The sequence below is a fragment of the Actinoplanes sp. NPDC051475 genome (assembly GCF_040689425.1).
GTDB lineage: Bacteria > Actinomycetota > Actinomycetes > Mycobacteriales > Micromonosporaceae > Actinoplanes.
Genome location: NZ_JBFAZZ010000001.1, coordinates 870,236 through 883,290, shown reverse-complemented (window position 1 = coordinate 883,290; position 13,055 = coordinate 870,236). Strand labels below are relative to the sequence as shown.

The following is a 13,055-nucleotide window of genomic DNA, read 5'->3' as shown; positions in this document are numbered from 1 at the left end:
CTGTACGGTGCCGCGGGAGGCGCGGCACCGTACGGTTTCCGATTCAGGCGTCCTCGTCGGTGAACAGGGTGATGGAGACGTTGCCGACCGGCTGGCCGAGGCCGGCCGGATTCTTGGCGCACCACCGGTAGTTGCCCGCGCCCACGAAGACCTTCGTCGAGTTCGCACCGGTCCGGCGGGAGTCGGTGCGGTAGATCTCCGTGCCGCTGCGTTCCAGCGTGTAGATCACCCCGGGGGCGGCCGCCGTACCCGTGGCCTTGGCGTCGCTGACGGCGCGGGCGCCGATGCAGACCTGCTCGCCGGGCTGCAGGGTGACGGGCCGGCCGGGCAGGGTGGTGATGGCGGCCTGCGCGGCGGCGGGTGCGAGCGCGAGCAGGGCCCCGGTGACGCCCATGGTCACGGCGGTGCCGAGGGTGCGAGTGCGGGTCATGACGTCCTCCTTCAGTGGGATCCGTTCGGACGAACGGACGCGAGGAGTTCGTGGCACCCGCCGACGGAGATGGCTCACTGTCAGTTGCCGGACACGTTGCGTGGTAACACCTCCGCGGAGCGGGCGGCTGCCACGTTCCGGATCAGGTCGATCGCCTGCCCGCCCGGCTGGGCGGGCAGGTGCCGCCCGTCGCGCAGGCGCAGCGCCACCTCGCCCGGTGCCTCCTGCGCGCCGATCACCGCGGCGTACGGGATCTTCCGCCGGGCCACGTCGCGGATGCGGGCGCCGACGGTCCCGCCGGCACAGACCTCGGCGCGCAGCCCGGCGGCGATCGCGTCCGCGGCGAACGCGTCGGCCGCGGCGAGCTGACCGGCTGACACCGGCACGACGGCGATCTGCACGGGCGAGTACCAGACCGGGAACGCCCCGGCGTGGGCCTCGATGAGGTGCGCGAACAGCCGCTCGAAGGAGCCGACCAGGCTGCGGTGCACCATCACCGGCCGCGACCGCCCGCCCGAGGCGTCCCTGTAGGACAGATCGAAGCGGGCCGGCTGATGGAAGTCGACCTGCACGGTGGACAGGGTCGACTCCCGGCCGGCCGGATCGGCGATCTGCACGTCGATCTTCGGCCCGTAGAACGCGGCCTCGCCCGCCGCGACCGAGTACGGCACGGCGGCGTCGTCCAGCGCCTCGCGCAGCAGCCGCCCGGCCCGCTCCCAGGACTCGTCGTCCCCGGCGTACTTCCCGCCGTCGCCGCGCAGCGACAGGCGGTACGACGAGACCTCGAGGCCCAGCGCCTCGTGGGCCTCGCGCAGCAGCCGGAGCGCCCCGGCCACCTCCGCGCCGGCCTGCTCGGGCGCGCAGAAGACGTGCCCGTCGTTGAGCGAGATGGACCGTACGCGCGCCAGGCCGCCCAGCACACCGGAGCGTTCCGCGCGGTACATGGTGCCCAGCTCGGCGATGCGCAGCGGCAGCTCCCGGTACGAGCGCTGCCGGGCCTTGTAGACGAGCGCGTGGTGCGGGCAGAGGCTCGGCCGCAGCACCAGCGCGTCATCGCCGGCGCCGAGGTGCATCGGCGGGAACATGTCGTCGGCGAAGTGGGACCAGTGGCCGGACAGCTCGTACAGCTGCCGTTTGCCCAGCGCCGGCGAGTACACGTGCCGGTAGCCGGCGCGGCGTTCGAGGTCGCGGACGTACGACTCCACCTCGTGGCGGGCCGCGGCGCCTTCGGGCAGCCAGAACGGCAGCCCCGCGCCGATGAGCGGGTCGGAGTCGAAGATGTCGAGCTCGCGCCCGAGTCTGCGGTGGTCGGCGGGCATGGTCGTCTCCCTGGGATCGTGGCCGGGGGAGAGGCCGGGACGCACGACGGCCCCGGGCATCTCGCCCGGGGCCGTGTCGTCGCTCGAAAAGGATCAGCGCGAACGTGCGCCGGGGTGTCCCGGCGCCGTCGTCATCATCCTGGCGTTCACACCGCCGATGGTAGGGGCGGCCGGCCCGTGCTCACGACCGATTTTCCAGGGCGGCCAGCCACGAGCGGGGGCCACGGTGCCGGACGCGGACGCCGGCGATCGTGACCGCGTACCGCAGGGCCTCGGTGGTTCCGGCACCGCGCGCGAGCGCGACGGCGAGCGCGCCGTGGAAGGCGTCGCCCGCGCCCGCGGTGTCGACCGCCTCGACCGGCGGCACCTCGATCTCGCCGGCGTCGTCGCCCGACCACCACCGCACCGGGTCCGGGCCGCGCGTGATCGCTCCACGCCGGACGCCCAGGGCCCGCAGGGACGGCTCCACGGGCAGGTCACCGGGCGGGCGGAACGCCGCCGAGCAGGCGGCGAACGCGGCCCGGGGGAGCAGCTCGGCGAAGACCGGGCGCCAGCTTCCCGCGTCCAGCACGAGCGGCCGACCGCTGCGCGCGGCGGCCCGGGCCAGTGCCGGGTGATGCCCGTCGGCCAGCACGACGTCCGCGGTGGCCAGCGCTTCCTCCAGATCCTCCGGTACGCCCACCGCCGCGCCCCGGGCGTTGCGGCTGACGATCGTGCGTTGCCCGGTGCCCTCGAGCACGGTGACGGCGGAGACCGGCGGGGGCTCGGCGGCGTCCGGCGTGGCGTTTAGCAGCGTCACCCTGCAGGCGGCGAGATCGGCGCGGATCAGATCGCCGAGCGGGTGCGTGCCCACCGCGGTGACCAGGACGACGTCGGCGCCGAGGGCGGCGGCGGTGACCGCCGCGTTGGTGGCCGGGCCGCCGGCCGCGACCTCCGCGGAGAGTGCCTCGGCCTTCTCGTCGGCCCCGGGCAGCCGCTCGACGCGCTGCACGAGGTCCACGGTGGCCAGGCCGGCGCAGACCACCCGCACGGCGGTCAGGACGCCAGGTCGGAGAAGAAGACGCCGATGTTGCGGAACACCTCCGCGACGCCGTCGCCGATGCCCTGCGCGATGTCCGCCGCCGGGCCGGGGTTGGTGCCGATGTAGAAGATGACCAGGATGAGCACGATCCAGCCGACTGCCTTCTTCATCGTCGCCGGTCACCTCCCTGCGGGCGCGTCTCGATCGATGTGATCGTGGCACAGGGCCGCACGCCGGGCTGCCGCAACGCGCCGTCAGAGGCCGAACAGCCGGGCCGCGTTGTGCCAGCAGACCGCGGCCAGCCAGTCGTCGCCGAGGTCGAGCGCGGCCAGGGACTCGAGCTGGTGCGCGTACGGGTAGGGGATGTTCGGGAAGTCGCTGCCCAGCAGGACCCTGCCGGCCAGGCCCAGGTCCCGCAGGCGGGGCAGCAGGTCGCGGGGGAACGGCGCCATGTCCTCGAAGAAGCCCGTGAACGCCATCGTGGTGTCCAGCCCGGCGCGCTCGTGGCGCTCGGCCAGCTCGAGGAAGCCCGCGTACTCGGGGGCGCCCAGGTGCGCGGCGATCATCGTCAGGCGTGGGTGGCGGGCGAGGACCTCGCCGATCGGGCCGGGGCCGGTGAAGCCGTGGGCGACCGGTCCGGAGCCGGCGTGCACGATCACCGGCGTGCCGGACTCGGCCAGCAGGCCCCACGCGTCGTGCAGGGCGTCGTCGCGCGGGTCGAAGCCGCCGACCTGCAGGTGCAGCTTGAAGATCCGCGCGCCGCGGTCCAGCGCGTCGCGGACATCGCGGGCCGCCGACGGCTCGGGGAAGAACGTGGCGCTGGGCAGGCAGCCCGGGGTGCGGGCGGCGAACCCCAGGGTCCACTCGTTGAGGTCGGCGGCCATGCCGGGTCGGTGGGCGTACGCGAGCGCGGAGAACGCCCGCACGCCGAGCCGGCCCAGTTCCGCGACCCGTTCGGCCTCGGTGCCGCGGTAGCGGATCGGCCATTCGCGGCCGATCAGCGGCCCGGCCTCCGCGAAGTGGGCCCAGACACGCCGCTGCATCCGCTCGGGCAGGAAATGGGTGTGCACGTCGGCCAGGCCTGGCAGGCCCAGCGTGCGGACGAAGTCGTTCACAGGTCGATGATGGCGCATCTCACATTCTGACCGTTCCTAGCTTTTGATGGTTACTGTCATTTCATGGCTACTTCCACTTCACGCTGGTGGGCGCTCGCCGCCCTCTCGCTCAGCACGATCGCCATCGGCCTGGACAGCACCGTGCTGTCCGTGGCGCTGCCGACGCTCGCCGGGGACCTGCGGGCCTCGACCGGGGACCTCCAGTGGTTCACCACCTCCTACCTGCTGGTCCTGGCGGCGGCGCTGCTCCCCGCCGGGATGCTCGGCGACCGCCTCGGCCGCAAGCGCCTGCTGCTCGGCGCGCTGGTGCTCTTCGGCCTCGCCTCCGCCGCCTGCTCGTACGCGACCACCTCCGGGCAGCTCATCGCGGCCAGGGCGGTGCTCGGCCTCGGTGCGGCCGTGATCATGCCGCTCAGCGCCGCCGTCCTCACGGTGATCTTCGAGCCGGCGGAGCGCGGCCGGGCGCTGACCGTCTGGATCACCGCCAACACCCTCGGCATCCCGCTCGGCCCGCTGGTCGGCGGCTGGCTGCTCGATCACTTGTGGTGGGGCTCGGTCTTCCTCATCAACCTGCCGCTGGTGGTCGCGGGCCTGGTCGCCGTAGCGCTGTGGGTGCCCGAGTCGCACGGCGACCGCACCCGGCGCTCCGACCCGGCCGGCGTCGCGCTGTCGGCGGCCGGCCTCGTCGCGCTGACGTACGGGACCATCGAGGCCGGCGAACGCGGCTGGGGCGACCCCCGTTCGCTGCTCACGATCGCCGCCGGGGCGGTCGTCATGGCCGCCTTCGTGTGGTGGCAGCGGCGCTCGCCGGCGCCGCTGGTCGACCTCGCGCTCTTTCGTTCGCGCGCCTTCACGTGGGGCTCGATCCTCGCCACGGTGGCCAGCTTCGGCATGTTCGGCCTGCTCTTCGCGCTGCCGCTGTACTTCCAGGCGGTCGGCGGCAACGACGCGTTCGGCACCGGCCTGCGGCTGCTGCCGGTGATCGGCGGCCTGATGGCCGGTGCGCGCATCGCCGGACGGCTCGAACCGCGACTCGGCGCCAAGGCCGTCGTCGCGAGCGGCCTGGTGCTCATGGCGGCCGGGCTGTTCACCGGCACGGCGAGCGGACCGGACACCGGCTACGGGTTCGTCGCCTGCTGGATCACCGTCACCGGGATCGGCCTGGGCTTCACCATGCCGCCGGCCATGAACGCGGCGCTCGGCGCGCTGTCCCGCGAGCGCAGCGGCGTCGGCTCGGGGCTGATCCAGGCCATGCGGCAGGTGGGCAGCGCGGTCGGGGTGGCAGTGCTCGGCACGGTGCTCAACGCGGCGTACCGCGACGGCATCGACGCCTCGGGGCTGCCCGGCGCCGCCCGCGACAGCGTCTCGGCGGGCATGGCGGTCGCGTCCCGGCTCGGCGACCCCGGCGCCGCCGCGGTGGTGCGGTCCGCCTTCACCGACGGCATGGGTACGGCGCTGCTCGTCGCCGGCGTGGTAGCGGCGGCCGGAGCGGTCCTGGCGGCGATCTTCCTGCCCGGCCGCCCGGATCGCGCGCCGGACGTCCCCCTCGCGCCCGTTGCGCCGCAGCCGGCGGCAGAATCGACGGTATGACCTCGCCGGGACTTCGGGAACGCAAGAAGGCCAGGACGCGCGCCGCGATCCGCGAGCACGCGTTGCGGCTCTTCGAGGAACAGGGGTACGCCGCCACGACGGTCGACCAGATCGCCGAGGCGGCGGACGTCTCGCCGAGCACGTTCTTCCGGTACTTCCCCACCAAGGAGGACGTGGTCCTCGCCGACGACTACGACCCGCTGCTGCTCCAGGCGCTGCGGGAGCAGCCGGCGGACGTGCACCCGGTCGAGGCCGTCAAACGCGCCATCAGGCAGGTGTTCAGCGCCGTCAGTGCCGAGGACTGGGCCGTGGAACGCCGCCGGCAGGGCATCCTGCAGTCGGTGACCGACCTGCGTGCCCGCGCCCTGCACCAGTACACGTCGACGATGGGCCAGCTGGCCGGCGCCGTTGCCGAGCGTGCCGGGCTGCCGGCGGACGACTTCTCGGCCCGGGTGCTGGCCGGCGCCGTGATGGGCGTCTGCCTGGCCGCGCTGCCCGGTGGCGCGATGTCCTTCGACGAACGCGAGTTCGTGAACTTGGACCGCGCCCTCGACCTGCTCCAGGCGGGGCTGCCGCTCGAGCCTTAGCCGAGGGCGTCCCGGGCGGCGGCGAGGACGCGGTCGGAGACCGGGGTGCCGGCCGTCGCGCGGGCGAGCAGCAGGGCGCCGACCATCGTCGCGACCGCGGCCAGGTCCTCCTCGCCGTCCCGGCCGGCCATCCAGCGGGCGAACTCCTCGATGCCGCAGGCGTACGCCTCCCGCGCGGGGCTCGCCGGGTCCTCGCGGGCCATGTCCGGGCCGAATCCGGTCGCCGGGCAACCGGTGCCGGCGTCGTCGCGGTGCTCGGCGGAGAGGTAGCGGTCGAGCAGCTCGTGGCGGGCCGCGTCGTGGTCACCGGCGTGCCGCTCGGCCAGGCCGGCCAGCCGGGAACCGTGCTCCGTGAAGGCGCGGCCGGCGGCCTCGGCCACGAGGGCCTCCTTCGACGCGAACTGCTTGTAGAAGCCGCCATGGGTCAGCCCGGCCGCACCCATGAGGTCGGCCACGCTCACGCCCTGGACGCCGTGCTCGCGGAAGAGGCGGGCGGCCGTACGCACCACCCGCTCCCGGTTCTCCTGCGCCTGCGCCTGTGACACCCGTGCCATGACGCCGAGTATATGACGTTAGACATCTAACGGGCGCACTCCGGCGGGTGATTCGATTTCTCTCTATCCGGGTACGGGCCGCCCATGACAGCGCACGCCGCTCCTGTGCTGGCGGCGGAGGCCATCACCTCCGCCGGTACCGGCCAACTGATCCTCGCCGCGGTGCTCGGCATCGCCGTGGTCATTTTGCTCATCGCGTGGGCGAAGTGGCACCCCTTCCTCGCTCTCATCCTGGGTGCGGCCGTGCTCGGGATCGTCGCCGGCGCCGCGCCCGGAGACACCATCACCTCGTTCACCGCCGGGGTCGGCAGCACCGCCGGCAGCGTCGGCCTGCTGATCGCGCTCGGCTCGATGATCGGCGCGCTGCTGGCGGAGTCCGGCGGCGCCGACGGCATCGTCGGCACCATCGTCCGCCGGTTCTCCGGCTCGGCCCTGCCGTGGGCGATGGCGGGCGTCGCCGCCCTCGTCGGCCTGCCGCTGTTCTTCGAGGTCGGCGTCGTGCTGCTGGTGCCGATCGTGCTGCTGGTGGCGCAGCGCACCGACGTACCGCTGCTGAAGATCGGGATTCCCGCCCTGGCCGGCCTGTCGGTGCTGCACGGGCTGGTCCCACCGCACCCCGGCCCGCTGGTGGCGATCGCCAGCCTCAACGCCGATCTCGGGCTGACGCTGGCCTTCGGGCTGATCTGCGCGATCCCGACCGTGATCATCGCCGGCCCGGTCTTCGGCAACTTCATCGCCAAGCGGGTTCCCGTGGCCGTGCCGGCCCGCGCCGTGCTGGCCGGCGCGACCCGGGAGCGGGCCGCCGTCGGGGACCGTCCCGGCTCGGGCCCGGCCGGCGGTCAGGACTTCGTGGACCGCGACGACCTCGCCAACGCCGGCACCCGCGAGCCGGACGAGCCCGTCGACGCCGGCCTGCCCGCCGGCCGGCGCGGGCCCGGCTTCTGGCCCGCGGTGCTCACTGTGCTGCTGCCCATCGTGCTGATGCTGCTGCGCGCCGTCGCCGAGCTCGTCCTGGACGAGGGCACCCGGCTGCGGACCGTCTTCGAGGTCCTGGGCACCCCGGTCGTCGCGCTGCTCTTCGGCGTGCTGCTGGCGATGTGGACGCTGGGCAAGCGGGCCGGCTTCGACCGGGCGCAGACGTCGTCGGTCATCGGCGGCTCGCTGCCGCCGATCGCCGGCATCCTTCTCATCGTGGCCGCCGGCGGCGGGTTCAAGCAGGTGCTGGTGGACGCCGGCGTCGGCAACGTGGTCGCGGACGCCGCCAAGGACGCCAACGTCTCGGCGCTGCTGCTCGGCTTCCTGGTCGCGGTCGGCATCCGGGTCGCGACCGGCTCGGCCACCGTCGCGACGATCACCGCCGCCGGCATCGTGGCGCCGCTGGCGGCCACCCTCGACAAGCCCGAGGTGTCGCTGCTGGCGCTGGCGATCGGCAGCGGCTCGCTGTTCTTCTCGCACGTCAACGACGCCGGGTTCTGGCTGGTGAAGGAGTACTTCGGGATGACCGTCGGGCAGACCATCAAGACGTGGTCCGTCATGGAGACCGTGATCTCGGTGGTCGGTTTCGGCTGCGTGATGATCCTCGACATCTTCGTCTGACGCGGCCCGGCCGTGCCCCGCGCGGGCGGGGCACGGCCGGGCGCGGTGGATCAGGCGTTCTGCTCGTCGCGCCAGGCCAGCCAGTCGCGCAGCGGGCCGAGGTCCGGCTTCGGGCCGCCGACGCCGACCGTGAACAGCGAGACACCCTGCTCGCGCAGCGCCGCCGCGGCGCTCAGCGCGTCGTCGCCGGAGGTCAGCCCGCCCGAGATCTCGATCTCCGAGAAGTCCCGGCCGACGTCGGTGCAGTGCTGCTGCAGCACGCCCAGCTTGTGTGCGACCGTGTCGGCGTCACCGAAGCTGTGCCAGATGTCGGCGTGCTTGGCGACGAGGCGCAGCGTCTTCTTCTCCCCGCCGCCCCCGATCAGCGTCGGGATCTTGCGGGTGGGCGGCGGGTTCAGCTTGCCGAGCCGCGCCTCGATCCGCGGCAGGGCCGCGGCGAGGTCGTTCAGGCGGCCGCCGGCGGTGCCGAATTCGTAGCCGTACTCCTGGTAGTCCTTCTCGAACCAGCCGGAGCCGATGCCGAGGATGAGCCGGCCGTCGCTGATGTGATCGACGGTGCGGGCCATGTCCGCGAGCAGGTCCGGGTTGCGGTAGCTGTTGCAGGTCACGAGGGCGCCGATCTCCACCCGCGAGGTCGCCTCGGCCCAGGCGCCCAGCATCGTCCAGCACTCGAAGTGCAGGCCCTCGGGTGCGCCGTACAGCGGGTAGAAGTGGTCCCAGTTGAAGAGGACGTCGACGCCGAGCTCCTCCGCCTCCGCGGCGGTACGCCGGATCGTCGCGTAGTCGGCGTGCTGCGGCTGAAGCTGCAGCGCGATCCTCACAGGCCTGTTCGTCATGAACCGGAGCATATTCCGGTTACGCCGGGCGCCGGGTGCCGGTCACGTGATCTTCGGCTCGCCGGATTCCCAAGGTCATCACAGGTACGCCTTGCACACTTGTCACCATGCGTAGACGGACACTGCTGCTCGGGCTGGCCGGCGTCGCCGGGGCCGGGGGCCTGGCCGCCTGCACGGCGGAGACCGGCGTCGGCATGTCCGGGGCGACCAGCGCGTCCGCCTCGGCCGCGCCGATCCTCGCCTCGACCACCGCGTCGTCGCTGGCGCCCCGGAACATCGCGACCGCGTACACGCCGCCGCCGGGCACCGCGCCCGCGGTGGCGTACCCGGTGGGTCGCCGGACCCTGCAGCTCAGCCGCGAGGGCCGGGCCCTGCCGACCACGGTCTGGTATCCGGCGGGCGGCACCGCCTCGGGCAGCCCGGCCCCCGCGGACGACGCGCCGGCGGCGAGCGGGCGCTTTCCGCTGGTGCTCTTCAGCCACGGGCTGACCGCCCAGCCCCGCGACTACGAGGCGATGCTGGCCCGCTGGGCGCAGGCCGGGTTCGTGGTCGCCGGCCCGACGTACCCGAAGACCTCGTACGGCGTGCCGGACCTCGACCCGCTCGACATCGTCAACCAGCCCGCCGACGCCTCCCACGTGATCGACGAGCTGCTGGCCCAGGGCGGGCCGACCAGCGCGATGATCGATCCGGACAGGCTGGCGGCGGCCGGGCACTCGGCGGGCGGGATCACCACCGCCGGACTGTTCAGCGCGCAGCGCGACGAGCGCCTCAAGGCCGGCGTGGTGATCGCCGGCACGGACTTCCAGGGCGCGCCGTTCACCGGGCCCGCCGCCGCGATGCTGTTCGTGCACGGGCGCAAGGACGGGACCGTCACGTACCGGGCCGGTCACGCCGTGTACGCGGCCGTGCCGTGGTCGCGGGCGATGCTGTCGGTCACCAAGGGCGGCCACGTCACCGAGAGCGACGACTTCGAGGCCACGACCCGGACCTCGACGGAGTTCCTGCGCTGGGCGCTGTACGGTGACGCGACCGCGAAGGCCAGGTTGCCCGAGGCGGCTGCGACGGGCGGCGTGGCGACCTTCGAGAATCAGCTCTGACCCACGAGCCGATCACCGGGAGCCGTCGTGCACGACCTGTACGAGACCATCCACCGCCGCCGCGACGTCCGCGGCGAGTTCACCGGCGAGCCCATCCCCGCCGACGTGCTGGAACGGCTGCTGACCGCGGCCCACGCCGCGCCCAGCGTCGGGCTGTCGCAGCCGTGGGACTTCGTCCTCGTCCGCGATCCCGGGGTGCGCCGGCGGTTCCGCGACCACGTCGAGAGCGAGCGCCGGGTCTTCGCCGCCGGGCTCGAGCGGGAGGCCGCGGAGCGGTTCGCGCGCATCAAGATCGATGGTGTGATGGAGTCCACTCTTTCGGTGGTGGTGACGTACGACGCCGACCGCGGCGGCCCGGCGGTGCTGGGCCGGCACGCGATTGCCGACGCGGGCCTGTACTCGGTGTGCCTGGCGATCCAGAACCTGTGGCTCGCCGCGACCGCGGAGGGGCTGGGTGTGGGCTGGGTCTCCTTCTACCGGGAGGACTATCTGCGCAGCTTGCTGGGCATACCGCAGGGCGTGCGCCCGGTGGCGTGGCTGTGCCTGGGCCCGGTCAGCCATCTGGAGCGCGTACCGGACCTGGAACGGCACGGTTGGCGGCAGCGACGTCCCCTTGATGCCGTTCTGCACGCAGACAAATGGGGCAACCCTCGAGAGGCGGTGCTGGATCCCCGTGGCTAACGTGGGCCGGGTGAGTTTCTGGACCCGAAAACGCGATCGCTCGTTCTTTGCCAACACCGGATCCCTGGTGATCTGCGGCTTGCTCGCCGGGGTGGTGGTCGCGGCGGCCTCCTTCCCGGCCGTCGCGATGTCCGGGCTGGCGGCGAAGGCGGGTTCGCGGGGGTTCGCCGAGCTGCCCAGCGAGCTCGAGCACCAGTCGGCACCCCAGGTCACCCGGATCTTCGCGTCGGACGGCAAGACGCAGATCGCGGTCATGTACGACGAGTTCCGCAGCGACGTACCGCTGAAGGACATCTCGAAGAACATGCAGAACGCGATCGTCGCGGCCGAGGACCACCAGTTCTACGAGCACAACGGCGTCGACCTCAAGGGTGTGGCGCGGGCGTTCGTGAACAACCGCAACGGCGGCTCGCAGCAGGGCGCTTCCACGCTGACCATGCAGGCCGTGCGGATGATGCTGGCGTACTCGGCGAAGACGCCGCAGGAAGCCATCGACGCCACCAAGGACACGCCCGAGCGCAAGCTCAGCGAGATGAAGTACGCGATGCAGCTCGAGAAGGAGCTCACCAAGGAGCAGATCCTCGAGCGCTACCTGAACATGGCCCCGTTCGGCAACGGCGCGTACGGCGTCTACGCCGGCAGCCAGGTGTACTTCAAGAAGAAGCCGAAGGACCTCACGGTCGCCGAGGCCGCCCTGCTCGCCGGCATGGTCAAGGCGCCGACCTCGTTCGACCCCACAACGCCGTCCGGCTATCCGCAGGCGCTCGACCGGCGCAACTACATCATCGACAACATGGTGGACCTGAAGTACATCACCGCGGCGGACGCCACCAAGGCCAAGGCCGCCAAGCTGGGCCGCACCACCAACCGCCCGGGCAACGGATGCGTGTCGGTGGCGAAGAACAACTGGGGCTTCTTCTGCGACTACTTCTACCGCTGGTGGCTGAGCCAGAAGGAGTTCGGCGAGACCACGTACGACCGTGAGCGCCAGCTCAAGAGCGGCGGCTACCGCGTCGTGACCTCGCTGGACGTCAAGGCGCAGGCCTCGGCCCGCAAGGAGATCACCGACCGGATCGACGACACCAACCGCAACGCCCTGCTGCTGGCCGGGGTCGAGCCCGGGACCGGCCGGGTCCGTACGCTGGCGGCGAACCGCAAGTTCAAGCTGGACAACGCCGAGCACCCGAAGAACAAACTGAACTCCAACCCGGAGCTGGCGGCCAAGGGCATCCGCGGCACGTACCCGTACACCACCAACCCGATCATCACCGGCGGCGGCGACATCGTCGGCTACCAGGCGGGCTCGGTGTTCAAGATGCTGACCATGGTGGCGGCCCTGGAGAACGGCTTCGAGCTGGACCACCAGATCACGTCGGGGGCCACGTACAAGTCCGGGTACATCATCGACCCGAGCTCGGACGCGGCCTGCCCGGGAACCCACTTCTACTGCCCGTCGAACGCGTCCAAGGACGAGCAGGGCACCTTCAACATGTGGACCGGCTTCGGCAAGTCGGTGAACACATATTTCGTGCCGTTGCAGGAGCAGGTCGGCGCCGAGAAGGTGGTGGACGTCGCGAAGCGCTTCGGCGTGCAGTTCCGGGCGAGGTCCGACGCCGAGATGGCGAACAACCCGACCGCGGCCAACCAGTGGGGCGCCTTCACGCTGGGTGTCTCCGCCTCGACGCCGCTGGACATCGCGAACGCGTACGCGACGCTGGCCGGCGACGGTATGTACTGCAAGCCGACGCCGATCCAGCGGATCACCTCCGCCGACGGCACCAAGGTCAAGGCGGGCCAGCCGGAGTGCACCCGGGCCACGAGCAAGGACGTGGCGCGCAAGGCGCTGGACGCGGCCCGCTGCCCGGTCGGTGACCAGGCCCAGCTGGGCAACTGCGCCGGTGCGACCGAGCCCGGCGCGCACTCGGCGGTGGGTCACCCGATCTTCGGCAAGACGGGTACGACCGACGCCGACAAGACCGCGGCGCTGGTGGTCGGCACGCAGTCGCTGGTCGTCGCCGGCTACCTGGTGAACCCGGACTGGGCGGGGCACTACGACCGGATGTCCCACGGCATCGTGAACCCGGCGGTGTACCGAACCATGGCGGACTACATGGACGGCAAGCCGCAGGAGGAGTTCAAGAAACCGGGGGAGTGACCCCGGCAGCGGAAACCTTCGGACTCATGGCGGTGGACCCGCCGCGCCGTCGGATCGTGTGGAGCGGATGC

General features: G+C 72.5%; 13 protein-coding genes. 6 read left to right on the top strand and 7 right to left on the bottom strand.

The genetic code is table 11. From position 1 onward, the window contains the following. Positions 1 to 43 precede the first annotated feature (43 nt). The 5 genes from AB0368_RS04100 to AB0368_RS04080 all read right to left on the bottom strand — a co-directional run bounded on the left by AB0368_RS04100 (position 44) and on the right by AB0368_RS04080 (position 3,885). Positions 44 to 430 carry a hypothetical protein gene (locus AB0368_RS04100; RefSeq protein WP_366152281.1) on the bottom strand — a complete coding sequence of 129 codons (387 nt, stop codon included), beginning with the start codon at positions 428 to 430 and terminating at the stop codon, positions 44 to 46. Positions 431 to 510: 80 nt separating this feature from the next. Next, positions 511 to 1,749, bottom strand: coding sequence for a threonine--tRNA ligase (gene thrS, locus AB0368_RS04095; protein ID WP_366152280.1), 1,239 nt, complete (start codon positions 1,747 to 1,749; stop codon positions 511 to 513). Positions 1,750 to 1,930: 181 nt separating this feature from the next. Further along, entirely contained in the window at positions 1,931 to 2,779 is an 849-nt protein-coding gene (locus AB0368_RS04090) for a PfkB family carbohydrate kinase (RefSeq protein ID WP_366152279.1), read from the bottom strand. 5 nt (positions 2,780 to 2,784) lie between these two features. Next, positions 2,785 to 2,940, bottom strand: coding sequence for a hypothetical protein (locus AB0368_RS04085; protein WP_366152278.1), 156 nt, complete (start codon positions 2,938 to 2,940; stop codon positions 2,785 to 2,787). An 84-nt stretch (positions 2,941 to 3,024) separates the two neighbouring features. Then, on the bottom strand, positions 3,025 to 3,885 hold the full coding sequence (locus AB0368_RS04080; protein ID WP_366152277.1) for an amidohydrolase family protein: 861 nt from the start codon (positions 3,883 to 3,885) through the stop codon (positions 3,025 to 3,027). A 63-nt stretch (positions 3,886 to 3,948) separates the two neighbouring features. Between AB0368_RS04080 and AB0368_RS04075 the strand changes: the two genes are divergently transcribed. Further along, positions 3,949 to 5,475: a DHA2 family efflux MFS transporter permease subunit gene (locus AB0368_RS04075; RefSeq protein WP_366152276.1), complete on the top strand. Its 1,527-nt coding sequence runs from the start codon at positions 3,949 to 3,951 to the stop codon at positions 5,473 to 5,475. Further along, the gene (locus tag AB0368_RS04070) at positions 5,472 to 6,062 is read left to right on the top strand and encodes a TetR family transcriptional regulator (protein WP_366152275.1); all 591 of its coding nucleotides are present in this window, start codon (positions 5,472 to 5,474) and stop codon (positions 6,060 to 6,062) included. The genes AB0368_RS04075 and AB0368_RS04070 overlap by 4 nt, the downstream gene beginning before the upstream one ends. Here the strand turns inward: AB0368_RS04070 and AB0368_RS04065 are convergent. Next, positions 6,059 to 6,616 carry a TetR family transcriptional regulator gene (locus AB0368_RS04065; protein WP_366152274.1) on the bottom strand — a complete coding sequence of 186 codons (558 nt, stop codon included), beginning with the start codon at positions 6,614 to 6,616 and terminating at the stop codon, positions 6,059 to 6,061. The genes AB0368_RS04070 and AB0368_RS04065 overlap by 4 nt on opposite strands. Before the next feature lie 84 nt (positions 6,617 to 6,700). Between AB0368_RS04065 and AB0368_RS04060 the strand changes: the two genes are divergently transcribed. Beyond that, positions 6,701 to 8,212: an SLC13 family permease gene (locus AB0368_RS04060; RefSeq protein WP_366152273.1), complete on the top strand. Its 1,512-nt coding sequence runs from the start codon at positions 6,701 to 6,703 to the stop codon at positions 8,210 to 8,212. 50 nt (positions 8,213 to 8,262) lie between these two features. On the opposite strand, the gene AB0368_RS04055 is transcribed toward AB0368_RS04060, so the two are convergent. Then, positions 8,263 to 9,048, bottom strand: coding sequence for an LLM class F420-dependent oxidoreductase (locus tag AB0368_RS04055; protein WP_366152272.1), 786 nt, complete (start codon positions 9,046 to 9,048; stop codon positions 8,263 to 8,265). Positions 9,049 to 9,155: 107 nt separating this feature from the next. Between AB0368_RS04055 and AB0368_RS04050 the strand changes: the two genes are divergently transcribed. Genes AB0368_RS04050 through AB0368_RS04040 form a run of 3 tightly spaced genes read left to right on the top strand, consistent with a single transcriptional unit; the run spans position 9,156 to position 12,984 of the window. Further along, on the top strand, positions 9,156 to 10,148 hold the full coding sequence (locus AB0368_RS04050; RefSeq protein ID WP_366152271.1) for a chlorophyllase: 993 nt from the start codon (positions 9,156 to 9,158) through the stop codon (positions 10,146 to 10,148). 27 nt (positions 10,149 to 10,175) lie between these two features. Then, the gene (bluB, locus tag AB0368_RS04045) at positions 10,176 to 10,829 is read left to right on the top strand and encodes a 5,6-dimethylbenzimidazole synthase (protein ID WP_366152270.1); all 654 of its coding nucleotides are present in this window, start codon (positions 10,176 to 10,178) and stop codon (positions 10,827 to 10,829) included. Positions 10,830 to 10,839: 10 nt separating this feature from the next. Next, positions 10,840 to 12,984 carry a transglycosylase domain-containing protein gene (locus AB0368_RS04040; RefSeq protein WP_366152269.1) on the top strand — a complete coding sequence of 715 codons (2,145 nt, stop codon included), beginning with the start codon at positions 10,840 to 10,842 and terminating at the stop codon, positions 12,982 to 12,984. Positions 12,985 to 13,055 lie beyond the last annotated feature (71 nt).

Bases quoted from the DNA above. Each gene is read 5' to 3' on its own strand.
- AB0368_RS04100 (WP_366152281.1), bottom strand. From the start codon at position 430: ATGACCCGCACTCGCACCCTCGGCACCGCCGTGACCATGGGCGTCACC.
- thrS (WP_366152280.1), bottom strand. From the start codon at position 1,749: ATGCCCGCCGACCACCGCAGACTCGGGCGCGAGCTCGACATCTTCGAC.
- AB0368_RS04085 (WP_366152278.1), bottom strand. From the start codon at position 2,940: ATGAAGAAGGCAGTCGGCTGGATCGTGCTCATCCTGGTCATCTTCTAC.
- AB0368_RS04075 (WP_366152276.1), top strand. From the start codon at position 3,949: ATGGCTACTTCCACTTCACGCTGGTGGGCGCTCGCCGCCCTCTCGCTC.
- AB0368_RS04070 (WP_366152275.1), top strand. From the start codon at position 5,472: ATGACCTCGCCGGGACTTCGGGAACGCAAGAAGGCCAGGACGCGCGCC.
- AB0368_RS04065 (WP_366152274.1), bottom strand. From the start codon at position 6,616: ATGGCACGGGTGTCACAGGCGCAGGCGCAGGAGAACCGGGAGCGGGTG.
- AB0368_RS04060 (WP_366152273.1), top strand. From the start codon at position 6,701: ATGACAGCGCACGCCGCTCCTGTGCTGGCGGCGGAGGCCATCACCTCC.
- AB0368_RS04055 (WP_366152272.1), bottom strand. From the start codon at position 9,048: ATGACGAACAGGCCTGTGAGGATCGCGCTGCAGCTTCAGCCGCAGCAC.
- AB0368_RS04050 (WP_366152271.1), top strand. From the start codon at position 9,156: ATGCGTAGACGGACACTGCTGCTCGGGCTGGCCGGCGTCGCCGGGGCC.